Genomic DNA, 26,258 nt, shown 5'->3' with positions numbered 1-26,258 from the left:
GGGGGTGCAGGGGGACGGGCGAAACGTCCCCCTGCCCGTTCACACGCTGTGGATATAACGACTATCCGCGTATTTATCGTGAACGGAACAGACCACGGAATCTGAATGGGCGAAAATGAAAAATGCGCCATATTCGCCATAACCACCAATAATGCGATTGCCGCTGACAAATAAAACAAAAGACAACACCGATGATTGGCTTAAGTGAACGGCATTAGGGGATGTGGGTCGGGCTATTACCAACGCACCTGCAACCTCAAGTATGGCGACTATAGATATTAAGAGCCTATCCCACCAGGCGTTATTGGCACAGACAGTTTGAACACGGCCAGCGCGGAAGAACCGGAGCGTACACCTAGTACGTGAGGATTCTGAGCACTGCCCAGGTTCAAAATGACAAGCAAAATAGTCCTGATGAGATAGGCTCTAAAGTTACTGCCAGGTGAATGTCAACTGTACTACAGACTCAAATCTACCGGCCGTCACCGCCCCCTGGGTTGAATATAAGCGTGCCGCCAGCGGAAAGACGCCCGTCGCGTTGCCACTGTTAATATCAATCGTCATCTGGTCCTGATTTTTGTAGGTTATCGTATGCCCGGCGTTGGTTACTTGCAGCGCAATATTCTGCGCCGGATTACTGGCCGCCTGATTGGCGAAATGCGTGGCATCATCGCTATCCGTTATGCCGTCAAACTTCACCGTCGCTTTTGTTGTTCCTGGCGGGCAGTTTTCCACCTTCAGATTAAATGTTTTCCATTCTGAAGCGGTACCGGGCGTCTGAAAATCACTTTTCAGAAACGTACCAAAATCCACCTCCTGATATTTTGTGTCGGTGCTCACATTACAGGGAAGAAAATAAATATTACCTTTCACATACAGGGGGACGCCTCCCCATGATGCACAAACAGGTAGTAACAATGCCAGCCATAGCGCCTTTTTCATTATTTGCTCCTGTTATTGAATTTCAGCCTGAATGGTTGCCGTGGCCGTAAATCCGCCGCCTGCGGGCAAATTGCCGGTAGTATTAATCGGATAGATTTTCATGGTTGTTTCGCCGATCTGGGCAGAGTAGTTCATATTGACCGGTAACAATCCTGAAAGAACAGGGATTTTGGTTCCGGTAATATTTTCGATCCGTACGCCAATGTCATTATTGCTGGTGGCCAGCGCAGAGTTGTCATGGTTATCCGCTGCCCCCTGAAATGAAAGGGCGATTTTTACCTTGTTGGAAATATTGGTACAGGCCAGCGTCATATTTACCGTATGCGGAGTGAAACCCGTCGGCATCTGGCCCGCTGTTTTAAAGTTGTTGGCCGCAATATCGCCAAAATCGACGTGAATCGGCTGACCGGTATTAATTTCACAGGATTGCGGTACCGTCACCGTACCGCTCATTGATATCTGCGTCATTGGAATCGAGCTATAGCTTCCCGATTTCGTCGAACCGTAAACATTAAGAACAACCGTCTGAGGGATCGTCACCTGGCCGACAAAAGGTCGGGTAAAATAGAGTGATATATATCCTCGCGAGCCGGCATCAAAATATGTACCATTTGCACCACATACAATAACATCAAAACCCTGATTATTAACCGGGGTAGGAAAAAATTGATTTTGATACCCCGCTAAATATATCTCGCTGGCAATTTCGAGGTATTCATTAAGTCGATAGAAATTGAGTCCGTTGCGGGTCTGGGTCTGAGTCAGGCCCGGTATCGTCGCTTTAACCCGCAGAGTAGCGGAATATTTGCAATCACATGTTGTCAGGTATGTTCCCCCGGTATTCCACCCGTACAAACGGTTAAACAACCTGCCGGCCTGATTTTGCAAAGGGTCGGTGAACGTTTGAACAAACGAAAAGCTGTCCTGAAATGGAGCACCGCTATTATTCTGGCACCAGCCATTTCCCGCCATCGCCTGCGGCGATATCATCAGCGCCGCCAGACCCGCCAATATTCCTGAAAATCGTTTCATTGTCTCTGCATCCTTTCGATTAGCGGCATAGCCCCTGGGCGACAATAATACCGGTTAGGGTTTTGCCTGACGGCAACGCATACGGGACCCGACAGCGCTCTTGTGCGCCAGCCCCCCATTTCACATTAAGTTCGCCATCAGGTGCCAGCCCGGTCAGATAGACCTGCCCGCCATCACCAACGATAAAAGCTTGCGCTGGTGCTGCGGCACCTGTCACGCTTACCATTGCGCCAAAAGGCAAGGGCTGACCATTCTCCCGGCGTATCGTCATCAGCACCCGATTGCCTACGCTGGTAACATAATTTGCGCGAACCACCGCGCCGCGAGTCGGCACCACCGTCTGGGTGGTTAACGCAAGCTCGACATCATCCGGCATGGTGCTGGTATCAAGGGTCAGCGTATTTTTGCGATAAGGCGAGGCGTAAGGCACCACGGTATAGCCGCGCCAGTCGGTCCTGACGCCGGTCTGGTTGTTTACGCCGACGCCCGCGGCGCCAGGGGCCTTAATTAAAGCCACCGTTTCGCCAAAAGGCTGGCCCAGCGTCAGGCCGTTTTCATGTACCAGTGCCCCGCCGCGCAGGGAGTAGTTCAGGCGATGGTTGTATTTGTCATGGCTGTAGCCGCCGGTCAGTTCAGCATAGGTTGCGCGCCAGTCCGCGTTGATGCTGCCGCTCTCGCCTCTTCCCTGGCTGGTATAGCCTTCCTGCACGCTCCAGCTCAGGTTATTACGCTCCAGCAGCGTGCCGGACAGCCCCAGCGTATTGCTGGTAGAACCATTTTTGCTGCTGTTCAACGCGTAATTTGCATAAACTGGCATAGGTAGCCATTCACCGAGCGGTACGCTAATACTGAGCGCGAACAGATGATCTTCGTCATTACGTTTTCCGCTACTCCGATCGGTGGTATTGCGGTTATAGCTGTAGTTCAGGCTATAGCTAATACCACGCCAGCTATTGTTGTAACTGACGCCAACGGATTCCATCGTACGCCCGGTGGACCAGTAATCCTCATGGACATAGCTCAGCGACAGCGACCCTATTTCGTCGCCGAGGCTCTGGCTGAGCGTCGCTTCTCCGCGGTTACGCCGCCGTTCGCTCGAAGCGCTATCGCGATTATCCTGATAGGTATTCAGTACCTCCTGCATATCCCAGTAGCCACTGGTCGCATAGCGATATCCCGCCAGCGTCACGTTGGTTCCCATGCCCGGCAGATCCTTGCTATAGCGGACCCGTAGCGACTGCCCGCTCTCCCGGTCTTGATTCCGCTGCTTCGACCACGCCTGGGTGACATCCGCTGAGACGGCGCCGATCGCGCCGAGGTTTTTCCCCATCCCCAGCGCCAGCGCCTGATATTTGCGGCTAAATTGCCCCCCACCGTAAAGGGTCGCTCCCCAGGGCAGACCGTAAATCGCCGTGGCCTGGCTTAGAGGCGTCTGATCAATGCTATTGTCATAGGCGCGGTATACGCCGGAGGTAAGGCTGTATTTCAGACGGCCTTCACGCTGAAGTACGGGAAGCGATGCATAGGGCACCACCAGGTGCTGCTCGCTGCCATCAGACTCTTTGATGGTGACCGATAAATCGCCCGAGCCGCCGGTTGGATACATATCGGTGATTTCAAACGTGCCGGGAGAGACGTAGGACTGGTAAATCTCATAGCCGTTCTGACGAATCGTGACCTGGGCATTCGTCCGGGCGATGCCACGAACGACAGGCGCATATCCGCGCAGGCTTTCCGGTAGCATATCGTCATCGGACGCGAGCATCGCCCCACGGAAAGGAATGCCTTCGAAAACATCGGCATCGGTGTTGCTGTCACCCAGCGTCAACACGCCTTTCAGAGCGGTAATATTGCGCTGCGCATAGGTATAAACCGTATCCCAACTGCTATGTGACACCTCGCCGCTGCTGCTGCGGTTCCACGTTGTGTAATTGCGTAAACGCCACGGCCCGATATTGATGCCGGGACGCAGATTAACGTACTGGCTGTCGCTGTCGGGCGTATGATCTTTACGCGACCAGTTATTCGCCCCGCTCAAAGAGTAATTCAGCAGGAGCGCCGTCACCCCGTCATCCCACCGTTTCGGATCGACCCATCCCCGCGCGGCGCTGGCAACCGCCGCCTGAGGGAAGCTTAATAACAGGCGCTGCTGGCTAAAACGGAAATCGGCTTTTGCCTGCGGTATTACGCCCAAATCCGCACAGTCCGCCGATTTGCGGCCCAGTTCAGGAAACTGCGCAACGCGCACACCCCACACGGCAAGCTCCTCAACGTTCAAACAGGGCTGCAATTCGATTGCTCCCTGAGCGTCGCGCTGTTGAAAAGCCACGTCCCGGGTATCCATAAAGACATTGTTGAGGTAAATATCTACCCGGTAGGTTCCCGGCTGCTGCCCTCCAACACGCTCATAGGCCGATAGATCCGTGATGCCCGTCTGCGGGCCGTCTATTTCCAGCAAGGCCGGGTTAAATACATCCCGCGCCAGCGCATCATCACACCACGGTAGTAAAGCAACGACCAGAGCTACAGCTATCTGATTTAGCTGCCATTTATTATGGTTATTTGTCATTCTCTCTGGAACTCCCTGGCCTGACGGCCTTTATAAATCAGCGCTGTGCGGTGCGCCAATTCCTCCGTAATCATTAATCAATTTCCAGCGCAAAGTGCCTGCGCTACCGCGCGGTAGTTCAAAGCGCGCCGTTTCTCCCGGCGCCACCCAATTAGCGTCTTTGACTTCTGCGCCACCAATCTTTACCTCAGCGAAATTCATATAAAATCCGGTGGGGTTAGTAACCTGCAGCGTATTGCCGCTGCGCGTCCAGCGCAGCTGCTCCGTCACCATTTCTGGCGTTCCCGCAACGGATTTCGGCCGATAAATTAATTTGATGCGCGTTTTAATGGCGATCTGTAAGGTATTGGCGCCCTCTTTAGCCTGAGAGGATGGAATCGCTTTGATATTCATCCAGAACATACTTTCTTTATTTTCTGGTAACCCGCCGCTATAAATCACCCGCAGACGGGTCTGCTGTTCACCCTCCAGGCGAAATAATGGCGGGGTTAACAGAAAGGGCGAAGAGCCGTTATTCGCCTCTACCCAGCTTTGAATAAGATATGGTGTAGCATCATTATTCGTTACGCTGAGAGAGGCCTCTTTTTTGCCACCGTGATAAATCAGACGAGTACCGCCGGTGACGACGCCCGCATATGCCGCAGAACCGACTAACAGCCATCCAACCATCAGCACGTTGAGGTATCGTTTCATCTCCTGCTCCCTGGAAAAGCGAGCCGTATTCGGCTCGCTGCACGGTCAAATAGACGGGAATCAGTTGTAACTGATAGTGAAGTTCGCAGCGCCGTCAGCGGTACCAGCAGTAACGGTGCTCTCAGTCTGGATATAACGCACACGGAACGGCAGATCGATATCACCGGAACCCGGAATATCCAGGCTGGTCGAACGGGAATACAGCGGCAGGGTCGCGTTGGTGCTGCCATCAACCAGCTGCAGGGCTACACCGGACGCGACGCCAGAAGAACCTGCTCCAGTCAGTTTCAGTTTGCTGTCGTCGCCGCCAACGTTATCGCCAGAGAATATTACCGATGCTTTAGTCACCGTATTCGGGCAGTTTTCTAACTTAATAGCGAAGCGTTGTTCTGCGGCAGTCGAGCCAACGCCGGTAAACTGCGTCTTGGGAACCTGCCCCATCAGCACTTCCAGCGGGTTAGCCATATTGTTGACCACGTCACAGCCCGCATCGATGACAGCACCGGTAAACTTCACCTGACCGTCTACTGCAAACGCAGCACCAGAGAACACCGCGCAACCAGCAACCATAGTAGCAAGTAATGTTTTATTCATGATTTATCCTTTTCAATACAGTTAATGCAGTCAATGTATTAACGTAAAAGCGCAATACCGTGCGCATCCTTTCATTTGTGCTTGATATTAATAATACAAAGAATATCACTCCATTAAATGGATATAATATTCAAGTCGTTATCCGTATCAAACTGGCGCCATGCTATCGACAGATTTTAATATTGTCAATTCGTGCTTAGGAATATTCGCAGCTTTACTTCGGGTAAATCACATTAAATATCATGAATATTTATATCTTTAGTTTTTTAGATTTATTTTATGTATAAATTACGTTTAAATTTATTTATCAACATTATAGTTATCCCCCCGATAAATATAACATATCTATCTCATTTATCAGACTAGTATAAACCCCGCATTCTTATTTTTCATATAAATATTCTCACTCTGGATATTTCCACAAGCCAAAATCCGAATTAATCGCACATCACACTATTATTACCCCTCACAAAACCCTATTTATAGCGAAATAATAGTTTTCATTACCCGATTCACTTTGTAAAAAAACAGCGGACACTTATTAAATAAATTTGTCCGTTATTGATAAATAGAAATCAGGGAGTAAAAAACGCAAAGTGAGATGAATAAGGCGAGCACAAAATCTACTACAGGTTATCATCCGATTTAAAGGATCGCCGAAGCGATCCTTTACCATTGAGCAGGCAAATTACATCAGCGGCATCGCCAGTTGCACAATGCTAATCAGCGGCTGCGGCCATACGCCTAGCACCAGTACCAGCAGCGCGGAGATCAGCACCACGATGCCTCCGGCGCTGTACTGCCAGTCGGATGGCGCATCGCGATTCAGTGTCTCCGGTGCACTCAGATAGAGGCTCACCGCCACGCGTAGATAGTAGTAGAGGCCGATTGCAGACCCAACAACCACCGCGCCCACCAGCCACCACAGGTGCGCATGCACACCGACCGCCAGCACGTAGAATTTACCGATAAAGCCCAGCGTCATCGGAATACCGGCGAGAGACAGCATCATCACCGTCATCACCGCCGACAGAATCGGACGATGCCAGAACAGGCCACGATAGGAATAGAGCGAATCCGCATCCGGCCCACGGTACGGGCTGGACATCAGACTCACCACGCCGAACGCGCCGAGGCTGCTGAACAGATAACCGGCCAGATACACGCCTACCGCTTCCATCGACATCTCGCCGCTCTGCAGGGCAATCATCACCACCAGCAGGTAGCCAAGATGGGAAATGGAAGAGTAGCCAAGCAGACGTTTAATATTGGTCTGACTGAGCGCCATCAGGTTACCGAAGATAATGGACGTGAACGCGATAAGACCCAGTACCATGCGCACCGCTTCGCTATTGCCCACCGGCATATAGAGGAACAGACGCATCACCACGCCAAAAATGGCAATCTTGCTGGCGGTCGCCAGAAAGGTTGATACCGGCGCAGGCGCCCCCTGGTATACGTCCGGCGTCCACAAATGGAACGGCACCAGCGACAGTTTGAAGCCGAGACCAACGATCATCAGACCCAGCCCTGCCAGCAACAGCGGCTCATGCAGAGCGTTGTCCGCCAGGCTCTTACCAAGGGCAAGAAACGACAGGTTGCCAGAGTTCGCATACACCAGCGCCATACCGAACAGCAGGAACGAAGAGGCAACGGCAGACAAAATGGTATATTTGATACTGGCTTCCAGCGAGCGTTTCTGGCGGAAGGCATAGCCGACAAGACCGAACAGCGGCAGCGAAATCAGTTCGATACCGAGGAACAGGGACGCCAGATGATTGGCGCCCGCCAGCAGAATACCGCCCATTGCGGCAATCAGCACCAGCAGATAGAACTCTTCTTTATTGTCCTTGTACCCCTCAAGCCACGGATAAGCAAAGGTACAGGTCGCCAGACTGGCCAGCAGCACCAGCCCGGAATAGAGCATGGCGTAACCGTCAACACGAATCAGCGGCGTGACGTCCATCGCGCCGTTCTGACCCACGAACCAAAGTGAAATCAGCGCGGCGTTCAGGCCGAGAACCGACAGCGTGGCATTGAGGAAATGATTGCGTCGCCACGCAATGGAGAGCATCACAACCACCACCGTCAAGCCGACGATCAGCAGCGGTAGCAGTGCGATCAGTTGTTGTGGAGTTATTGTCATGGCGAATTACGGCCTTGTAGTAGAAACAGAATTAACAAACCACTGCTGAATGTTGCTCATCGCAGAGTGCGAGGTATCCAGAATCGGCTGCGGGAAGAAGCCCAGCAACACCAGCAGAACCACCAGCAGCAGGATGATAGACAATTCACGCAGGGACATCCCCGGCAACGTTTTGGCGGCGATTTCGCTTTTTGCTTTGCCAAAGTAGGCGCGATGCAGCATCGCCAGCGAGTAAACCGACGCGAACACCAGACCAAAGGTAGAAATAACGGTAATCATCGGCACGGCTTTATAGCTGCCGAACAGAATCATAAATTCGCCGACGAAGTTACCGGTACCCGGCATCCCGAGCGTCGCGACGGCAAAGAACATCGACAGCGCCGGTAACCACTTAATTTTGCTCCACAGGCCGCCCATCAGACGCATATCGCGAGTATGCAGACGTTCGTACAACTGACCACAGAGAATAAACAGACCGGCAGCGGAAAGACCGTGGGCAATCATCTGAATCACCGCGCCCTGATAAGCCAGCTGGCTACCGGTATAGATCGCGATCAGCACAAAGCCCATATGGGAAACAGAGGTGTAGGCAATCAGACGCTTGATATCGGTTTGCGCGAATGCCATCCATGCGCCGTAGAAAATACCGATGACGCCCAGCCACATTGCGATGGGGGCAAACTCGGCGGACGCGTTCGGAAACAGCGGCAGCGAGAAGCGCAGCAGACCGTAGGCTGCCGTTTTCAACAAAATACCGGCCAGATCAACAGAACCCGCTGTCGGCGCCTGGGAGTGCGCGTCCGGCAACCAGCCATGTAGCGGAACCACCGGCATTTTTACCGCGAAGGCGATAAAGAAGCCCAGCATCAGCAGGTATTCCACCCCGTGCGACATTGGCGTCTTCAGCAGATCTTCGTAGTTGAACGTCCAGACGCCGGTCGCATTGAAGTGGACAAACGCCAGCGCCAGGATGGCGATCAGCATGATCAGACCGCTCGCCTGGGTATAGATGAAGAACTTGGTGGCCGCCGTGATACGCGTTTTGCCGTCAGAGGCTTTATGGCCCCACAGCGCGATCAGGAAGTACATCGGCACCAGCATCATTTCCCAGAAGAAGAAGAACAGGAACAGGTCGATGGCGAGGAACACGCCGATCACGCCGCCCAGAATCCACATCAGGTTCAGGTGGAAAAAGCCCTGATATTTTTCAATCTCTTTCCAGGAGCAAAGTACCGCCAGCACGCCCAGCAAACCGGTGAGCACCACCATCAGTAGCGACAGACCATCGATAGCCAGATGGATGCTAATACCGAAGCGCGGGATCCACGGCAGCACGAACTCAGACTGCCATTGCGGAATACCGGTGGATTGTGTCAGAGAATAGCCGCCCTGCATCCACAGCAGCAGACCGAGCACCAGCGTCAATCCCATGGTGATCAGCGCGATCCAGCGCGGCATCTTCACGCCAAAGCGTTCGGACTGCCAGCACAGAAAGCCGCCGATAAAGGGGATGAGTATTAACCAAGGTAATAACATAGCTAAGTATGTCCCTTATATTTACTCCTGCTCAGGCTATCTCGCTCACCAGCCCGAATCCCGGCAGTGCTCGCAATCCTCACGTACTTTTGTACGCTCCGGTCGCTCTGCGCTGGCGGTCTTCGGTCTGACTTCGCCGATGACACCTGTACTTCAGGAACAGATTTTCAACGAATTCTAAAAATTATTTTTGGGCTTGCAGGCCGGATAAGCACAACGCCATCCGGCAATCGTTCATCCAGCCAACAAACTCAACGCAATACCATCAATAGCGCCAGCACCACAACCGCACCGATGCTCATGGAAGCCACATACCAGCGCAGATAGCCGTTCTCGCTCACCACCAGGCCTTTGCCTGCGAAACGGGACAGAATCGCCGGAATGTTCATCAACGCATTCAGCGGATCGCTCTTCAGCAGCCACGCCACGCCAAGGAACGGCTTCACGAACACGTTGTCATACAGCCAGTCGAAGCCCCAGGCGTTGTACCACCAGGTTCCGAGCAGACGGCCCGGGGCGCTATTGGCAAGCGAGGTCACCAGCGTGCGTTTACCCAGCCACAGCCAGGCGGCAATCAGGATGCCGGCAATCGCGACAACGCCAGAGGTTATTTCCAGCGTCATTACACGGCTATGCTCAAGTTCGCTGGTCTGCGGCAGAACCCCCTGCAACGGCGGTACAATCAGCGCGCCAACGAAGGTTGAAAGCACCAGCAGCACAATCAGCGGCAGATGATGGGTAATTCCCTTCCCTGCATGCGCGTGAATTTGTTCTTTACCGTGGAACACGATGAAAATCATACGGAAGGTATACAGCGAGGTAAAAAATGCCCCGACCAGACCGGCAAGCATCAGGTTGATATGACCGTTAGCCATCGCGCCTGCCAGAATTTCATCCTTACTGAAGAAGCCCGCGGTCACCAGCGGCAACGCAGACAACGCCGCGCCCCCCACCAGGAAGCAGACGTACACCAGCGGAATAGACTTCCGCAAACCGCCCATCTTAAAGATGTTCTGCTCATGGTGGCAGGCGAGAATCACCGAGCCGGAAGAGAGGAACAGCAGCGCTTTAAAGAACGCATGGGTCATCAGATGGAAAATCGCCGCATCCCACGCCTGCACGCCAAGCGCGAGGAACATGTAGCCAATCTGGCTCATGGTGGAGTAAGCGAGTACACGTTTGATGTCGGTCTGCACCAGCGCGGCGAAACCGGCCAGCACCAGCGTAACCGCCCCAACAATCCCCACCAGATGCAACACTTCCGGGGTCATCAGGAACAGGCCGTGAGTACGGGCAATCAGGTAGACACCGGCAGTCACCATGGTTGCGGCGTGGATCAGCGCGGAGACCGGCGTCGGGCCCGCCATCGCGTCGGCAAGCCAGGTCTGCAACGGCAGCTGCGCGGATTTACCTACCGCGCCGCCCAGCAGCATCAGCGTTGCCCACCACAGCATATTGTTGCCCGCGGCGAAGTGCTGAGGCGCCAGCTCGACCATTTCACGGAAGTTCAGGGTACCCAGTTCGTTGTAAAGAATGAACAGCGCAAAAGCGAGGAATACGTCGCCGATACGCGTGACCACAAACGCTTTCATCGCCGCCGCGCCATTCTTCGGATCGGTGTAGTAGAAACCGATCAGCAGATAGGAGCACAGGCCCACGCCTTCCCAGCCGAGATACATCAGCAGCAGGTTATCGGCAAGCACCAGCACCACCATGCTGGCGATAAACAGGTTAGTGTAAGCGAAGAAACGGGAGTAGCCCTCTTCACCACGCATATACCATGAGGCGAACATGTGGATCAGGAAGCCGACGCCGGTCACCACGGAAAGCATCGTCAGAGAGAGACCATCCAGCACCAGGTTAAAACCAATGTTGAAATCGCCCACCGACATCCAGGTCCACAGCGGCACGCTGATCGCCTGTTTACCGTTAGCAAAGAAGTCGACGCCGACGAACACCGTGACCAGCGCCGCCAGACCTACCGAGCCCACGCCCACCGTAGCGGATAGATTTTCCGACCAACGACCGCGGGAGAACGCCAGCAGGACAAAGCCAATCAATGGCAAAATAATGGTTAAGGCAAGCATGTTCATCCACGCAACTCACTTACTGAATCAATGTTCAGATTCTGGCGACGACGATGGAGCTGCAGCAGCAGCGCCAGGCCGATACTCGCTTCTGCGGCGGCGAGGGTGATGGCGAGAATATACATTATCTGACCATCAGTCTGGCCCCAGTAGCTTCCGGCAACCACGAAGGCCAGCGCGGCGGCATTGATCATGATCTCCAGGCTAATCAGCATAAACAGCAAATTGCGGCGGATAACCAGCCCCGTCAGCCCGAGGACAAACAGGATAGCGGCGAGGATCAATCCATGTGTTAAAGGGATCATGCGTGTTCCTCCGTTTTTCTTTTATCGCTGTCGTTCGGACGGTTGCTCAGCACTTCCCCGGCGCGCTCTTCGCGGCCAATATGGAAGGCGACGACCAGGCCCGCCAGCAGCAGCATGGAGGCCAGTTCCACCGCCAGAACATACGGTCCAAACAGCGCAACACCCACCTCTTTGGCGTTAATCGCCACGCCGTCGATACCCTGATCGTTCAGGCCGAGGATGGCGTAGACAATCACCGCCAGCAACACCGCAGAAAGAATGGCCGGGCCAATCCAGATCCCCGGCTTCAGCCACTGACGCTCCTGCTCGATTTCGCTACCGCCCAGGTTGAGCATCATCACCACAAACACGAACAGCACCATAATGGCTCCGGCGTAGACGATAATTTCCAGCGCGCCAGCGAAATACGCCCCCAGCGAGAAGAACACCCCGGCTATCGCCAGCAGAGAAATGATCAGGTACAGCAGCGCATGCACCGGATTGGTGTGGGTGATCACCCGCAAGGTCGCGAGGATGGCTATCAGGCCACAGATATAAAAAGCGAATTCCATTACCCTCTCCTTACGGTAACAGGCTTTTGACGTCGATAGGCTTAGCTTCGTTCTCTGCTTCGCCTTTATCTTTGCCGTCGATTGCCATACCCGCCATCCGGTAGAAGTTATATTCCGGGTATTTGCCCGGGCCGGAAATCAGCAGATCCTCTTTCTCGTACACCAGATCCTGACGCTTGTATTCGCCCAGTTCAAAATCCGGGGTCAACTGAATCGCCGTGGTCGGGCACGCTTCTTCGCACAGGCCGCAGAAAATGCAGCGTGAGAAGTTGATACGGAAAAATTCCGGATACCAGCGGCCATCTTTCATCTCTGCTTTTTGCAGCGAGATACAGCCTACCGGACAGGCTACCGCACACAGGTTACAGGCAACGCAGCGCTCTTCGCCGTCCGGATCGCGCGTTAACACAATGCGGCCACGGTAGCGCGGCGGCAGATATACCGGCTCCTCCGGGTACATCTGAGTTTCACGTTTGGCAAAGGCGTGCATCCCGATCATGCAGATACTGCGGACCTGGGTGCCAAACCCTACCAATAATTCTTTTAAGGTCATGGTCAATTCACCCCTTATTGCGCCTGCCAGAGAATGACAGCCGCCGTTACCAACAAGTTGATCAGCGTTAACGGCAGGCATACCTTCCAGCCAAAGGACATTACCTGGTCATAACGGGGACGCGGTAATGATGCGCGGATCAAAATGAACATCATCATAAAGAACGCGGTTTTCAGCGCGAACCAGATGAAAGGAGGTAACCATGGGCCATTCCAGCCGCCGAAGAACAGCGTCACGATCAGCGCCGATACGGTAACAATTCCGATATATTCACCGACGAAGAACAGACCGAACTTCATGCCGGAATATTCGATGTGGTAACCATCGGCCAGTTCCTGTTCCGCTTCCGGCTGGTCAAACGGGTGACGGTGACACACCGCCACGCCCGCAATCGCAAAGGTTACGAAGCCAAAGAACTGCGGGATGATGTTCCACAAATGCGCCTGGTTATTGACGATATCGGTCATATTGAACGACCCCGCCTGCGCCACCACGCCCATCAGGGAAAGCCCGAGGAACACTTCATAGCTCAGGGTCTGGGCAGAAGCACGCATCGCGCCGAGCAGGGAGTATTTGTTGTTGCTCGACCAACCGGCGAACAGCACCGCATAGACCGCCAGCCCGGCCATCATCAGGAAGAACAGAATGCCGATGTTCAGGTCAGCGACAACCCAGCTCGGGCTGACCGGCACAATCGCAAAGGCCAGCAGCAGCGAGGTAAAGGCGATAACCGGCGCCAGAGTAAAGATCACGCGATCCGAGAAGCGCGGAACCCAGTCCTCTTTAAAGAACATCTTGATCATATCGGCGACGAGCTGCAGCGAACCGCCCCAGCCCACGCGGTTTGGCCCATAACGGTTCTGGAACAGGCCCAGCAGACGACGCTCGCCAAAACTCATAAACGCGCCGCAGGTAACCACTACCAGCAGAATCACCACCGCTTTGAGGATGCTTAACAGAATGTCGATGAGATCGGGAGTTAACCAACTCATGCTTTCGCCTCCTGCAGAGTATCAATACACGCGCCGGTCAGTACCGGCGCAATCCCTGGCATGCCCATCGGTAAGCCAACCTGACCCGCCGTCAGCCCCGCCGAAATAACCAGCGGCAGGCGGAGCGTCTGACCATCAACGCTGAAGGAGACCGTTGCACCGTCATTAACGCCAAGCTTCGCGGCGTCCGCCGGATTAAGCTTGATGTACGGCTGTGGCATCCGGCTCTGGAATACCGGAGAGCGCTGCGACATTTCGTCACTGCCGAACAGGTGGTAATAAGGCGCGATACGCCACTTCCCTTCTTCAGCCTGGAAGCCTGCCGGTATGCTAGTAAAGTACGCCAGACCGCTGGCGGAAGCTTCAATCAGACGCACCCCCGGATCGCCATGACGCAGTTTACCGCCCACTTCATCCTGGAATTTGTTCCACGCCTGTGGCGAGTTCCAGCCTGGCGCCCAGGCAAACGGAATCTGCGAACGCGGCGCGCCCGGCTGGTTGTTCCCTTCCATTGAGAAGGCGAACATGGTGTCTTTATCCTGCGGCTGACGCGGCTCATGAACGCTGATGTTAGCGCGCATCGCGGTACGACCGCTGTAGCGGTGCGGTTCACGCGCCAGCTTCTGCCCACGAATGCGGAAGGTCGCATCCGGCGCGGCGTCTTTAATACCCGCCAGCTGCGGTAAGGCGGCAATCGCGGCGTCAATGACATGGTCCAGCTGCGTCCAGTCAACCTGGCGGTTGTTAACGGTGCTGTACAATGAATGCAGCCAGCGCCAGCTTTCCAGCATCACGGTTTTCGCATCATAGTAAGCCGGGTCGTAAACCTGGAAGAAGCGCTGAGCACGGCCTTCATTGTTAACCACCGTGCCATCGCTTTCGGCGAAGCTTGCCGCGGAGAGCACGAGGTGCGCGTTTTCCATAATCGCTGTGCGCTGGTGGTCAACCACCATCACCAGCGGCGCTTTCGCCAGCGCCGCATCAACACGGGCGGCGGAAGCGTGGCGGTGCAGGTCGTTTTCCAGCACGATAACCGCATCAGCAGCGCCGGTCTCCAGTTCGCTCAGCGCCTCATCAAGCGAGCCGCCGCCGATCATCCCGAGGCCAACGCTGTTCACCGCGCGAGCCACCATGGTAACGCCGACATCCGCGCCGCGCCCCTTCAGGGCTTTCGCGACGTTTGCCGCCGCCTGGATAATCTCAATGCTGCCAGCGTTAGTTCCGGAGATAATCAGCGGCTTTTTCGCCCCGGCTAATGCCTGAACGATAACGTCGATTTTGCCTTTCAGCTCACTGCTCATCCCCTCTACCGCCGGTGCGCTGTCGTCCAGCTCGTGGGCGATGGCAAAACCGAGACGCGCCTGATCTTCCACCGGCGCGCGGTAGGTCCAGGCGGCGATATCATCAAGACGGGTATCATCAATATTGGTGACGAACAGCGGATGCTTCGCCCGTTGACCGATGTTAAGGATCGCGGCGATCTGCCAGTCGGCGACTTTTTGCGCCGCCGCCATTTCACGCGCTTTGCCTTTAACCGCCTGACGCACCGCCAGGGCGATACGCGCGCCGGTCTGGGTAATATCTTCCCCAAGAATCAGCACCGCGTCGTAGGATTCAATTTCGCGCAGCGCCGGAGTATGGATACCGCCTTCGCGCAGCACTTTCAGCATCATCTGCAGGCGTTCTTGTTCGCCCTTTGCGATACCGGTATAGAAGTTATCGGCGCCCACCAGCTCGCGCAGCGCGAAGTTGCTCTCGATGCTGGCGCGCGGGGAACCAATACCGATAACCTTTTTCGACTGACGCAGAATATCCGCCGCCCCCTGCATCGCCTGCTCGGCGTTGAGGGCAATCAGATCGTCGCCGCGACGCTGAACCGGCTGACGCGGGCGATCTTTCAGGTTCACATAACCATAGCCGAAACGACCGCGGTCACAGAGGAAATAGCGATTAACGGTGCCGTTATAACGGTTTTCGATACGGCGCAGTTCACCGTAGCGCTCGCCGGGGCTGATGTTGCAGCCGATGGAACACTGCTGACAGATGCTTGGCGCAAACTGCATGTCCCATTTACGGTTATAGCGCTCGGAGTGCGTTTTATCAGTGAAGACGCCGGTCGGGCACACTTCCACCAGGTTGCCGGAGAATTCGCTTTCCAGCACACCGTCTTCCGGACGGCCAAAGTAGACGTTGTCATGCGCGCCATACACGCCGAGGTCGGTGCCGTCGGCATAATCTTTGTAGTAACGCACGCAGCGATAGCAGGCAATGCAGCGGTTCATTTCGTGCGAAATAAACGGCCCCAGATCCTGATTGCGATGAGTACGCTTGGTGAAGCGGTAGCGACGGAAGCTATGACCGGTCATCACGGTCATATCCTGTAAGTGGCAGTTGCCGCCCTCTTCGCAGACCGGGCAGTCATGCGGATGGTTGGTCATTAGCCACTCAACTACGCTTTCGCGGAACTGTTTCGCTTCTGCGTCGTCGATGGAAATAAAAGTGCCATCGGATGCCGGTGTCATACAGGACATCACCAGGCGGCCACGCGTGTCTTCCGCGTTTTGATATTGCTTCACCGCACACTGGCGGCAAGCACCAACGCTTCCCAGCGCCGGATGCCAGCAAAAGTAGGGAATATCAAGGCCCAGAGAGAGACAAGCTTCCAGCAGGTTGTCCGCCCCGTTAACCTCGTATTCTTTGCCGTCTACATGAATCGTAGCCATTAGCATGCTTCCAGTTGGCTCAGCCGAGACCGAGCGTTAATCAAAATTCTTCCCCTCACCCCGACCCTCTCCCCAAAGGGGCGAGAGAGAAAGCGGTTCCGGTTCATTCACCCTCCCCTCTGCAAAAGAGGGAGAAAAACGACTGCGGCTCTGGCCCTAACCCTCTACTTCTGAGGGGAGAGGGTTAGGGTGAGGGGTTAAAATCACCAGCGCGTCTTAAGCAGATTCGGCTGAATCCCGTTGATTGCATGGGTATTGCTGAACTGCTGTTTAATGCCAGCTTCGAATTCTTCGCGGAAATATTTAATCGCGCTCTGCAGCGGCTCAACCGCGCCCGGCGCGTGCGCACAGAAGGTTTTTCCCGGCCCGAGGAACCGACACAATTGCTCAAGTGTCTCAATATCTCCCGGCTGGCCTTCGCCGCGCTCCAGCGCACGGAGGATTTTCACGCTCCAGGGCAGCCCGTCGCGGCACGGCGTACACCAGCCGCAGGACTCACGGGCGAAAAACTCTTCCAGGTTACGCACCAACGACACCATGTTGATCTCGTGGTCAACGGCCATCGCCAGCGACGTCCCCAGACGGCTACCCGCTTTACCGATACTTTCAAATTCCATCGGCAGGTCGAGATGCGCTTCAGTCAGGAAATCGGTCCCCGCGCCGCCAGGCTGCCAGGCTTTAAATTTCAGGCCATCACGCATGCCGCCAGCGTAATCTTCAAGAATTTCACGCGCGGTGGTGCCGAACGGCAGTTCCCAGACGCCCGGATTTTTCACGCGACCGGAGAAGCCCATCAGCTTGGTGCCCGCATCCTTGCTCTTCGAGATGTTCTGATACCACTCAACGCCGTTCGCGAGGATCGCCGGAACGTTACACAGCGTTTCCACGTTGTTGACGCAGGTCGGTTTGCCCCATACCCCGGAGCTTGCCGGGAACGGCGGTTTAGAGCGCGGATTGGCGCGGCGGCCTTCGAGGGAGTTAATTAGCGCGGTTTCTTCGCCGCAGATATAGCGCCCTGCCCCGGTATGGACAAACAGTTCGAAGTTAAAGCCGGTGCCGAGAATGTTTTTGCCCAACAGACCGGCTTCGGTCGCTTCGGCAATCGCCCGGCGCAGATGCACCGCCGCTTCAATATATTCGCCACGCAGGAAGATGTAGCCACGGTACGCTTTCAGCGCGAACGCGGAGATCAGCATCCCTTCCACCAGCAGGTGCGGCAGTTGTTCCATCAGCAAACGGTCTTTATAAGTGCCCGGCTCCATTTCATCGGCGTTACACAGCAGGTAGCGGATGTTCATGGACTCGTCTTTCGGCATCAGGCTCCACTTCAGACCGGTGGAGAAGCCCGCACCGCCGCGCCCTTTCAGACCGGCTTCTTTTACCGCGGTGACGATTTCATCAGGCGCCATCCCGGAGAGCGCTTTACGCGCCCCGGCGTAGCCGTTTTTACTCTGGTATTCATCCAGCCAGACCGGCTGTTTGTCGTCGCGCAGACGCCAGGTTAACGGATGGGTTTCGGCAGTACGAATAACGTTTTTCATTTATACCGCTCCAGGAGGTCAGGAATCGCTTCCGGCGTCAAATAACTGTGAGTGTCCTCATCAATCATCATGGTCGGCCCCTTGTCGCAGTTGCCCAAGCAGCAGGTCGGCAGCAGAGTGAAACGGCCATCAAAGGTGGTTTGACCCGGTTTGATGTCCAGCGTCTTCTCAATTGCCGACTGAATCCCCTGGAAGCCGGTAATGTGGCACACCACGCTGTCGCAGTAGCGGATCACATGACGCCCCACCGGCTGGCGGAAAATCTGGCTATAGAACGTCGCCACACCTTCGACATCGCTTGCCGGGATCCCCAGCACATCGGCGATCGCGTAGATTGCGCCATCCGGCACCCAGCCGCGCTGCTTTTGCACAATTTTCAGCGCTTCAATGGACGCCGCGCGCGGGTCTTCATAGTGGTGCTTTTCGTGCTCAATCGCCTCACGCTCTGCCGCACTCAGCTCAAAAGCCTCAGTTTGTGGTTGTTGATTCTCGTGCATAATTAGCGGTCCACGTCTGACATTACAAAATCGATACTACCCAGATAGACGATCAGGTCGGATACCAGGCTGCCGCGAATGGCCGCCGGGATCTGCTGCAGGTGCGCATAGCTCGGCGTGCGGATACGGGTACGATAGCTCATGGTGCTGCCATCGCTGGTCAGGTAGTAACTGTTAATCCCTTTTGTCGCCTCTATCATCTGGAAGGATTCGTTGGCCGGCATCACCGGGCCCCAGGAAACCTGCAGGAAGTGCGTAATCAGGGTTTCGATATGCTGCAGCGTGCGCTCTTTCGGCGGCGGCGTGGTCAGCGGATGATCCGCTTTGAACGGGCCTTCCGGCATGTTGTCGAGGCACTGCTGGAGAATGCGCAGGCTCTGGCGCAGCTCTTCCACTTTCAGCATCACGCGGGTGTAGCAGTCGGAAACGCCGCCGCCGGTCGGGATTTCAAAGTCGAAGTTTTCATAGCCAGAATACGGACGCCATTTACGTACGTCGAAACCAATACCGGTAGCGCGCAGGCCAGCGCCGGTGGTGCCCCACTCCAGCGCTTCTTTTGCGGTGTAGGCGGCAACCCCTTTCGAACGGCCAATCAGGATCGTGTTACGCAGCGCGGCTTTCTCGTAAGCGTCCAGACGCTTCGGCATCCACTCCAGGAATTCACGCAGCAGACGATCCCAGCCGCGCGGCAGGTCGTGCGCGACGCCGCCGATACGGAACCAGGCCGGGTGCATACGGAAGCCGGTAATCGCTTCCACCAGGTCGTAAATTTTCTGGCGGTCAGTAAAGGCAAAGAACACCGGGGTCATCGCCCCGACATCCTGAATAAAGGTAGAGATATACAGCAAGTGGCTGTTGATACGGAACAGTTCGGAAAGCATGACGCGAATCACGTTAACACGGTCCGGCACGGTGATCCCCGCCAGTTTTTCTACCGCCAGCACGTACGGCATTTCGTTAACGCAGCCGCCGAGGTATTCAATACGGTCGGTATACGGAATGTAGCTGTGCCATGACTGGCGCTCGCCCATTTTCTCCGCGCCGCGATGGTGGTAGCCAATGTCCGGTACGCAGTCGACGATCTCTTCGCCATCAAGTTGCAGGATAATGCGGAACGCGCCATGCGCGGAGGGGTGGTTCGGGCCGAGGTTAAGGAACATAAAGTCCTCGTTTTCGGTCCCGCGCTTCATGCCCCACTCTTCCGGCTTAAACGTCAGCGCTTCCATTTCCAGATCCTGTTTGGCTTTGGTCAGCTCAAACGGATCGAATTCGGTCGCGCGCGCCGGGTAGTCTTTGCGCAGCGGGTGGCCTTCCCAGGTCGGCGGCATCATGATGCGACGCAGGTTCGGGTGACCATCGAAGGTCACGCCAAACATCTCCCAGGTTTCCCGTTCATACCAGTTGGCGTTAGGGAACAGCCTGGTAAACGTCGGCAGATGCAAATCGTTTTCAGACAAGGCCACCTTGAGCATGATGTCGCGATTGCGCTCTATTGAGATCAGGTGGTAGAAAACAGAAAAATCCGCGGCGGGCAGGCCGTCACGGTGCGTGCGCAGTCGCTCGTCCATGCCGTGCAGGTCAAACAGCATTACGTAAGGTTTCGGTAATTTCTTCAGGAAATCACCCACCTCAAGCAGTTGTTCGCGCTTCACCCAAACGACCGGGACGCCGGTGCGGGTTGGCTGAACGGTAAAGGCATCCGGCCCAAAACGATTGCGCAGTTCGCCAATCACCGGGTCATCAAGGTGATCGCGGGTTTGCCAGGCTGGTGCGGCGTCATGCGCGGTTAAATCGGTCATATTGTTCACCATTGCAAAAGGTCCGTGGTGACTGCTGGCGAGGCTTCGCGCTGTTGTAGATTGATTTGCGAAGTTGCTATCCCGCCCGCAGGCGCAAGTTAAATCTCGTCCGGCGTCCGCAGATTGGTCACTGCAATACGTTCGCCGCGTTTACGCTCACGTTCCGATTGCATATTGGCGCGGTAGACGCCCTGATCGCCAACCACCCACGAAAGCGGGCGACGTTCTTTACCAATGGATTCCTGTAGCAGCATCAGCGCCTGCATATAAGCCTCCGGACGCGGTGGACAGCCCGGGATATAAACATCAACCGGAATAAATTTATCCACGCCCTGCACAACGGAATAGATATCGTACATACCGCCGGAGTTGGCGCATGCGCCCATTGAGATAACCCACTTCGGCTCCAGCATCTGGTCATAAAGGCGCTGAATGACCGGGGCCATTTTGGTAAAGCAGGTCCCGGCCACCACCATCAGGTCCGCCTGACGCGGGGAGGCGCGCAATACTTCTGCGCCAAAACGCGCAACGTCATGCACCGCAGTGAATGACGTCACCATTTCCACGTAGCAGCAAGAAAGGCCAAAGTTGTAAGGCCAGATTGAGTTCTTACGGCCCCAGTTCACCATGTCATGCAACGCGTGTTCGAGTTTGCCCATATACACGCTTTTATTGACTTCTTGCTCCAGGGGGTCGGTTACGATCTCCTGTTTTTGCAGGGGGTAACGGTCGTTCTCACCGTTAGGATCGATGCGGGTGAGCGTATAATCCATCTTATTGCCTCGCTTTTACTGCGTATGACGGTTAGTGGGACTGCCTGTTTCCGGGTTAACCAGCGTGCGACGGGAACGCGCAGGCGTCCAGTCCAGGGCGCCGATACGAACGAGGTAAACCAGACCAGCCAGTAGCACTAAAATGAAAATGGCGGCTTCCACAAAGCCGACCCAGCCGCTTTCACGGATAGAAGTCGACCATGCGTAGAGATACAGGGCTTCCACGTCGAAGATGACAAAGAACATGGCTACCAGATAAAACTTCGCAGAAAGGCGTAAGCGAGCAGAACCAACGGAGTCGATCCCCGATTCAAACGGCGTGTTTTTGCTACGCGCCCGCGCGCGTCCGCCGAGGTACCAGCCGCCAACCAGCATCAGGCAGCACAGACCAATAGCAATAATGAGAAATATAGCGAATGCCCAATGATGAGCGATAACTTCAGTGGATGTTGACATACGCATTGCTTAACCAAAAAAGTGTAGCGCTAAAACCCTCTGCTCTTACCGGCAGATGAACGCCACAGCGTTTCACAGGGAGGAATAAAAAAATAGCCGTGCAAAAAGCGTCCTTGATTGTTGATGTGGAAGGCCAGTTGCGGTGGCTTTTTACCCCTTTCGTTAACCTTTTGTCAACTTTAACAAAAGTTTTCACAACATTAATTTACATTGGATTCTTTTCATTAACATTAAATGCCCTTTTCTGCTAAGTAGCCTTGCATATCGAAGGGATTTAGTGCTGGTGAATCGTGTCCGTTTCCGCCGTAAATCAAAATTACCCGCCTATTTTGACAGGATTTAGCCACGATTCATCCCCCTAAGTAGGGGTATTTTCTTGATCTATGACACGGTTTTGTTAATTCAATCAAAAAAACGGCAACAAACTATCCGGTTTTTTAACATTAGCAGGAAGTATTAAACGTGCAGAAAAAATTGAGGCGAAACGATGAACAGGAAGATTAACCGTATGATTTCAATCAAAAACAACCAATAAAACATGTAATTCATCAAAAAAAATTGAAAAAAAGAACCACTGCGTTCATTTCGCACATTTGTGGTTCTTTTTCGCACTTACATTTTGTTACCAGATTTCGTGCCTTTTGTCGGACTTTCCCCTTCATGAAACAGGGGATGATCTTCTCCCCCTTCCGGGGTATAAACGCGCTGCACAGACCACGGTTGATGTTCTGCGCTCAGTGACTGAAAAATGACGCGCGCCAACTCACTGACCTTCTGAGGATAACAGCTCAGCATATAGTGCGTGTCCGGCAGCCCGGGTAACCCTTCGCTCTTACCGGGCACCCGAAACTCTCTCCCCATCATCTCTACCGGTTGCGCGGTCACGCCAAGACCCGCTTTCACCGCCGCTTTCACGCCGGCGATTGAGGACGCCGCGTGGGCAAGATGCCAGGGGATCCGGGCGGCATTGAGGGCGGTAATCATTGCTTCACGGAGCGTGTCAGGCGTATCGGTCAGGACCAGCGGTACAGACTCGCCCTGTGGCAGGATATAATCGGCTGCGCAGTACCATAACGTTGGTGATGTACGTAACCTTATCTGTTCATAACCGCTTGTCTGCCGGGTGGTCAACGCAAGATCGATTGCCCCGTTCGCCAGCCTCTTTTCAACATCAACATGATTGAGCGCTTTGATTTCGAGAGTCAGCCTGGGATAAAAACTGCCGATTCGGTTCAACAAGAAAGGCAAAATAGTCTCCGCCGTCTCATCAGATGCGCCGATCGTGAGCGTTCCCTGCAAACTACCGAACATCAGCGACATGCAGGCTTCATCATTAAAACGCAGAATTTTCCGCGCGTATCCCAGTAGCTGAATGCCCTGTTCCGTCAGAAGTTTATTGCGCCCATGACGAGCAAAGAGCTCTTTTCCTACCAGCTGCTCCAGCCTCTGCATTTGCTGGCTTACTGCCGACTGGGTACGGCGTACTGCAGTAGCCGCAGCGGCAAATGTGTTGAGATCGGCGACAGCAACAAAGGTTCTTAACAGATCGAGGTCTAAATTTAGTATCGGGCGATTTTCATTTATCATATTGGCTTCACTTACAGGCGACTGAGCGCCTGGCCCACAGGGCTGTTTCACTTGCCATTTTGACTCGGACAGCGCTCAAACAAAATGCGTTCGATGTTGAACGCACACCAGTGCGGCCCTGAAGGTGAGCGAAGCGAATAATCCCACGTACGAGTATTACGTGTACGCTCCGGGCTCGAAACGCCGTCCGTGCCTGTATTGCTTTTGAAAGCACTCATCAGCCGCAAATGCACGGAATCGCTGAGTAATATTTTGTGATACACCCTGGCGCGTTTAATTACGCTGACGCCGTTTACTGTGACGCGGCGCAAAAATAACCCTCAACGCTCATCCTTTTACGCACCACAAACATCCAAACTGATGTCGGCACTCAACAACACAAACAAAAACCTGCAATAACAATATATTAATAATATCACAACCGCTGTCTGGCTTGCCTGGCATCAATATTAACGATGATATTCTAACCGAAAAAAACAATATTTATAAGCGTTATTAACTTGTCTTATCGCCCATTTTAAACACGATTCTACGCATTAATTAAATTAACAGCCGATAAAATTTTATTTGCATAAAATAAAAATTACTCATCGATTAAATGCTTTTATTAAAAATATCAGGCAAGCTTGTTACAAAGTCTTGTAGCCTGTGAATTAAACGTTTAGCAAAAAGAAGTGACTCTTTTACGTAAAAACAAACGGACACCCCTCAAGACAACAAACCATATAACTGTTCGAAAAAATTAAAAAAATCACAACATATGACCACAAACTAGCCATATAAAGGCATAATCCACAAACAAAACCAACAATCATCAGGAATATTGATTACTCCAAAAAAACAAAAACGACAAAATCTTCTCCTGTTAACCCTTCAAAATGACCGGGATGGGGAGTACATTATTTCGTGCTGACTTCCACGGCAGGGAGTGGCACTAACAGCTAAAAGGTCAAAGGTTCATGTCCCCCATCGAAAAATCCAGCAAATTAGATAACGTCTGTTACGATATCCGCGGCCCGGTTCTGAAAGAAGCGAAACGCCTTGAAGAAGAAGGCAACAAAGTCCTGAAGCTGAACATCGGCAACCCGGCGCCATTCGGCTTTGATGCCCCCGACGAAATCCTCGTTGACGTCATCCGTAATCTCCCCACCGCCCAGGGTTATAGCGACTCAAAGGGTCTATATTCCGCACGCAAGGCCATCATGCAACACTACCAGGCGCGTGGAATGCGAGATGTTACGGTCGAAGATATTTATATCGGCAACGGCGTTTCCGAACTGATCGTCCAGGCTATGCAGGCGCTGCTGAACAGCGGCGATGAAATGCTGGTGCCTGCGCCAGATTATCCCCTGTGGACTGCCGCCGTGGCGCTTTCCAGTGGCAAAGCGGTGCACTATCTTTGTGATGAATCTTCTGACTGGTTCCCGGACCTCGACGATATCCGCGCCAAAATCACCCCGCGCACCCGCGGTATCGTGATCATCAACCCGAATAACCCGACCGGCGCGGTGTACTCAAAAGAGTTGCTGATGGAGATCGTTGAGATCGCCCGTGAAAATAACCTGATTATTTTCGCCGATGAGATCTACGACAAGATCCTTTACGATGACGCGCAGCACCACTCAATTGCGCCGCTGGCGCCGGATCTGCTCACCGTGACCTTTAACGGCCTGTCAAAAACCTACCGCGTTGCCGGTTTCCGCCAGGGCTGGATGGTGCTTAACGGCCCGAAGAAACACGCAAAAGGTTATATCGAAGGCCTGGAGATGCTGGCCTCTATGCGCCTGTGCGCTAATGTCCCGGCCCAGCACGCGATTCAAACGGCCCTCGGCGGCTATCAGAGCATCAGTGAATTTATTGTACCTGGCGGTCGCCTGTACGAGCAGCGTAACCGCGCCTGGGAGTTGATCAACGAAATCCCCGGCGTCTCCTGCACCAGGCCGCAGGGCGCGCTGTATATGTTCCCGAAAATTGACGCGAAACGCTTTAATATCCATGACGACCAGAAGATGGTGCTCGATTTCCTGCTGCAGGAGAAAGTCCTGCTGGTTCAGGGCACCGCCTTTAACTGGCCATGGCCGGATCACGTGCGTATCGTCACCCTTCCTCGCGAAGACGAACTGGCAATGGCAATCACCCGCTTCGGGCGTTTCCTTTCCGGTTATCATCAGCTCTGATTTCGTCAGATCCGCCGCCGGGACTTGTTGCATCCGGCGGCATTCCCGGCGCACAATGGCTCCCGACGTTGTTACTGATTAAGGGTTCCTATGAGTCAGAGTCATTTTTTTGCCCACCTTTCCCGCCTGAAACTCATCAATCGCTGGCCGCTGATGCGCAATGTGCGCACAGAAAACGTATCCGAACACAGTTTGCAGGTCGCGATGGTGGCTCACGCACTGGCGGCGATTAAGAACCGAAAATTTGGCGGTCAGGTTAACGCCGAACGGATTACGCTGTTGGCGATGTACCACGATGCTTCGGAAGTCCTGACCGGCGATCTCCCTACCCCGGTGAAATATTTCAACTCGCAGATTGCTCAGGAGTACAAAGCCATTGAGAAAATCGCCCAGCAAAAGCTGGTCGATATGGTGCCTGACGAACTGCGGGATATTTTTGCTCCGCTAATTGACGAGCGTCACTATAGCGAAGAAGAGAAAGCGCTCGTTAAGCAAGCCGATGCGTTATGCGCCTATCTGAAATGCCTTGAAGAGCTGTCGGCGGGTAACAATGAGTTTTTGCTGGCCAAAAGCCGCCTTGAGAAAACGTTGGAATCACGCCGCAGCCCGGAGATGGACTATTTTATGCGAGTATTTGTACCAAGTTTCCATCTTTCGCTTGATGAAATCAGCCAGGATTCACCGCTGTGAATCCCAATTTCCCGG

General features: G+C 54.0%; 21 protein-coding genes. 2 read left to right on the top strand and 19 right to left on the bottom strand.

Annotation, left to right across the window (positions count from 1 at the left end):
• Positions 1-432: 432 nt before the first annotated feature.
• The 19 genes from ABK821_RS10670 to ABK821_RS10580 form a co-directional block, all read right to left on the bottom strand.
• Positions 433-942, bottom strand: coding sequence for a fimbrial protein (locus ABK821_RS10670; RefSeq protein WP_138361355.1), 510 nt, complete (start codon positions 940-942; stop codon positions 433-435).
• 12 nt (positions 943-954) lie between these two features.
• Positions 955-1,974, bottom strand: coding sequence for a fimbrial protein (locus ABK821_RS10665; protein ID WP_138361356.1), 1,020 nt, complete (start codon positions 1,972-1,974; stop codon positions 955-957).
• Between the two features lie 19 nt (positions 1,975-1,993).
• Positions 1,994-4,543 (bottom strand): fimbria/pilus outer membrane usher protein, encoded by a 2,550-nt coding sequence (locus tag ABK821_RS10660; protein ID WP_343178243.1) that lies wholly within the window; start codon positions 4,541-4,543, stop codon positions 1,994-1,996.
• 30 nt (positions 4,544-4,573) lie between these two features.
• Positions 4,574-5,236: a molecular chaperone gene (locus ABK821_RS10655; protein ID WP_343178242.1), complete on the bottom strand. Its 663-nt coding sequence runs from the start codon at positions 5,234-5,236 to the stop codon at positions 4,574-4,576.
• 60 nt (positions 5,237-5,296) lie between these two features.
• Positions 5,297-5,830 carry a fimbrial protein gene (locus ABK821_RS10650; RefSeq protein ID WP_138361359.1) on the bottom strand — a complete coding sequence of 178 codons (534 nt, stop codon included), beginning with the start codon at positions 5,828-5,830 and terminating at the stop codon, positions 5,297-5,299.
• A 688-nt stretch (positions 5,831-6,518) separates the two neighbouring features.
• Positions 6,519-7,976: an NADH-quinone oxidoreductase subunit NuoN gene (gene nuoN / locus ABK821_RS10645; RefSeq protein WP_308560929.1), complete on the bottom strand. Its 1,458-nt coding sequence runs from the start codon at positions 7,974-7,976 to the stop codon at positions 6,519-6,521.
• Positions 7,977-7,982: 6 nt separating this feature from the next.
• Positions 7,983-9,512, bottom strand: a complete 1,530-nt coding sequence (gene nuoM, locus ABK821_RS10640; protein WP_138361361.1) for an NADH-quinone oxidoreductase subunit M — start codon at positions 9,510-9,512, stop codon at positions 7,983-7,985.
• A gap of 251 nt (positions 9,513-9,763) precedes the next feature.
• Positions 9,764-11,605 (bottom strand): NADH-quinone oxidoreductase subunit L, encoded by a 1,842-nt coding sequence (gene nuoL, locus ABK821_RS10635; RefSeq protein WP_138361362.1) that lies wholly within the window; start codon positions 11,603-11,605, stop codon positions 9,764-9,766.
• Positions 11,602-11,904 carry an NADH-quinone oxidoreductase subunit NuoK gene (nuoK, locus tag ABK821_RS10630; protein WP_138361363.1) on the bottom strand — a complete coding sequence of 101 codons (303 nt, stop codon included), beginning with the start codon at positions 11,902-11,904 and terminating at the stop codon, positions 11,602-11,604. The genes nuoL and nuoK overlap by 4 nt, the downstream gene beginning before the upstream one ends.
• Positions 11,901-12,455 carry an NADH-quinone oxidoreductase subunit J gene (nuoJ, locus tag ABK821_RS10625; RefSeq protein ID WP_138361364.1) on the bottom strand — a complete coding sequence of 185 codons (555 nt, stop codon included), beginning with the start codon at positions 12,453-12,455 and terminating at the stop codon, positions 11,901-11,903. Before nuoJ ends, nuoK begins: the two co-directional genes overlap by 4 nt.
• Before the next feature lie 10 nt (positions 12,456-12,465).
• On the bottom strand, positions 12,466-13,008 hold the full coding sequence (nuoI, locus tag ABK821_RS10620) for an NADH-quinone oxidoreductase subunit NuoI (protein WP_138361365.1): 543 nt from the start codon (positions 13,006-13,008) through the stop codon (positions 12,466-12,468).
• Between the two features lie 14 nt (positions 13,009-13,022).
• Complete coding sequence (nuoH, locus tag ABK821_RS10615) at positions 13,023-14,000, bottom strand: NADH-quinone oxidoreductase subunit NuoH (protein ID WP_138361366.1); 978 nt, start codon at positions 13,998-14,000, stop codon at positions 13,023-13,025.
• Positions 13,997-16,723, bottom strand: a complete 2,727-nt coding sequence (gene nuoG / locus ABK821_RS10610) for an NADH-quinone oxidoreductase subunit NuoG (RefSeq protein ID WP_343178241.1) — start codon at positions 16,721-16,723, stop codon at positions 13,997-13,999. Before nuoG ends, nuoH begins: the two co-directional genes overlap by 4 nt.
• A gap of 203 nt (positions 16,724-16,926) precedes the next feature.
• Positions 16,927-18,264, bottom strand: coding sequence for an NADH-quinone oxidoreductase subunit NuoF (gene nuoF, locus ABK821_RS10605; RefSeq protein WP_308560939.1), 1,338 nt, complete (start codon positions 18,262-18,264; stop codon positions 16,927-16,929).
• A complete protein-coding gene (gene nuoE, locus ABK821_RS10600; RefSeq protein ID WP_138361369.1) occupies positions 18,261-18,761 on the bottom strand; it encodes an NADH-quinone oxidoreductase subunit NuoE in 501 nt (166 codons plus the stop codon). The genes nuoF and nuoE overlap by 4 nt, the downstream gene beginning before the upstream one ends.
• A gap of 2 nt (positions 18,762-18,763) precedes the next feature.
• Positions 18,764-20,572, bottom strand: a complete 1,809-nt coding sequence (nuoC, locus tag ABK821_RS10595) for an NADH-quinone oxidoreductase subunit C/D (protein WP_138361370.1) — start codon at positions 20,570-20,572, stop codon at positions 18,764-18,766.
• A gap of 86 nt (positions 20,573-20,658) precedes the next feature.
• A complete protein-coding gene (gene nuoB, locus ABK821_RS10590; protein WP_002913178.1) occupies positions 20,659-21,333 on the bottom strand; it encodes an NADH-quinone oxidoreductase subunit NuoB in 675 nt (224 codons plus the stop codon).
• 15 nt (positions 21,334-21,348) lie between these two features.
• A complete protein-coding gene (nuoA, locus tag ABK821_RS10585) occupies positions 21,349-21,795 on the bottom strand; it encodes an NADH-quinone oxidoreductase subunit NuoA (protein WP_138361371.1) in 447 nt (148 codons plus the stop codon).
• A 606-nt stretch (positions 21,796-22,401) separates the two neighbouring features.
• Positions 22,402-23,376, bottom strand: coding sequence for a LysR family transcriptional regulator (locus ABK821_RS10580; RefSeq protein ID WP_138361373.1), 975 nt, complete (start codon positions 23,374-23,376; stop codon positions 22,402-22,404).
• Positions 23,377-24,335: 959 nt separating this feature from the next.
• Between ABK821_RS10580 and alaA the strand changes: the two genes are divergently transcribed.
• Positions 24,336-25,553: an alanine transaminase AlaA gene (gene alaA / locus ABK821_RS10575; RefSeq protein ID WP_138361374.1), complete on the top strand. Its 1,218-nt coding sequence runs from the start codon at positions 24,336-24,338 to the stop codon at positions 25,551-25,553.
• Between the two features lie 90 nt (positions 25,554-25,643).
• Positions 25,644-26,243 (top strand): 5'-deoxynucleotidase, encoded by a 600-nt coding sequence (gene yfbR / locus ABK821_RS10570; RefSeq protein WP_138361375.1) that lies wholly within the window; start codon positions 25,644-25,646, stop codon positions 26,241-26,243.
• Positions 26,244-26,258: the final 15 nt, after the last annotated feature.

The organism is Klebsiella sp. KE9456, from assembly GCF_043832615.1.
Classification (GTDB): domain Bacteria; phylum Pseudomonadota; class Gammaproteobacteria; order Enterobacterales; family Enterobacteriaceae; genus Klebsiella; species Klebsiella indica.
The sequence above is the reverse complement of the archived record's forward strand: the minus strand, read 5'-3'. Positions and strand labels throughout refer to the sequence as shown.

Coding starts and splice junctions, on each gene's coding strand:
- ABK821_RS10670 (WP_138361355.1), bottom strand. CDS start 942: ATGAAAAAGGCGCTATGGCTGGCATTGTTACTACCTGTTTGTGCATCA.
- ABK821_RS10665 (WP_138361356.1), bottom strand. CDS start 1,974: ATGAAACGATTTTCAGGAATATTGGCGGGTCTGGCGGCGCTGATGATA.
- ABK821_RS10660 (WP_343178243.1), bottom strand. CDS start 4,543: ATGACAAATAACCATAATAAATGGCAGCTAAATCAGATAGCTGTAGCT.
- ABK821_RS10655 (WP_343178242.1), bottom strand. CDS start 5,236: ATGAAACGATACCTCAACGTGCTGATGGTTGGATGGCTGTTAGTCGGT.
- ABK821_RS10650 (WP_138361359.1), bottom strand. CDS start 5,830: ATGAATAAAACATTACTTGCTACTATGGTTGCTGGTTGCGCGGTGTTC.
- nuoN (WP_308560929.1), bottom strand. CDS start 7,976: ATGACAATAACTCCACAACAACTGATCGCACTGCTACCGCTGCTGATC.
- nuoM (WP_138361361.1), bottom strand. CDS start 9,512: ATGTTATTACCTTGGTTAATACTCATCCCCTTTATCGGCGGCTTTCTG.
- nuoL (WP_138361362.1), bottom strand. CDS start 11,605: ATGAACATGCTTGCCTTAACCATTATTTTGCCATTGATTGGCTTTGTC.
- nuoK (WP_138361363.1), bottom strand. CDS start 11,904: ATGATCCCTTTAACACATGGATTGATCCTCGCCGCTATCCTGTTTGTC.
- nuoJ (WP_138361364.1), bottom strand. CDS start 12,455: ATGGAATTCGCTTTTTATATCTGTGGCCTGATAGCCATCCTCGCGACC.
- nuoI (WP_138361365.1), bottom strand. CDS start 13,008: ATGACCTTAAAAGAATTATTGGTAGGGTTTGGCACCCAGGTCCGCAGT.
- nuoH (WP_138361366.1), bottom strand. CDS start 14,000: ATGAGTTGGTTAACTCCCGATCTCATCGACATTCTGTTAAGCATCCTC.
- nuoG (WP_343178241.1), bottom strand. CDS start 16,723: ATGGCTACGATTCATGTAGACGGCAAAGAATACGAGGTTAACGGGGCG.
- nuoF (WP_308560939.1), bottom strand. CDS start 18,264: ATGAAAAACGTTATTCGTACTGCCGAAACCCATCCGTTAACCTGGCGT.
- nuoE (WP_138361369.1), bottom strand. CDS start 18,761: ATGCACGAGAATCAACAACCACAAACTGAGGCTTTTGAGCTGAGTGCG.
- nuoC (WP_138361370.1), bottom strand. CDS start 20,572: ATGGTGAACAATATGACCGATTTAACCGCGCATGACGCCGCACCAGCC.
- nuoB (WP_002913178.1), bottom strand. CDS start 21,333: ATGGATTATACGCTCACCCGCATCGATCCTAACGGTGAGAACGACCGT.
- nuoA (WP_138361371.1), bottom strand. CDS start 21,795: ATGCGTATGTCAACATCCACTGAAGTTATCGCTCATCATTGGGCATTC.
- ABK821_RS10580 (WP_138361373.1), bottom strand. CDS start 23,376: ATGATAAATGAAAATCGCCCGATACTAAATTTAGACCTCGATCTGTTA.
- alaA (WP_138361374.1), top strand. CDS start 24,336: ATGTCCCCCATCGAAAAATCCAGCAAATTAGATAACGTCTGTTACGAT.
- yfbR (WP_138361375.1), top strand. CDS start 25,644: ATGAGTCAGAGTCATTTTTTTGCCCACCTTTCCCGCCTGAAACTCATC.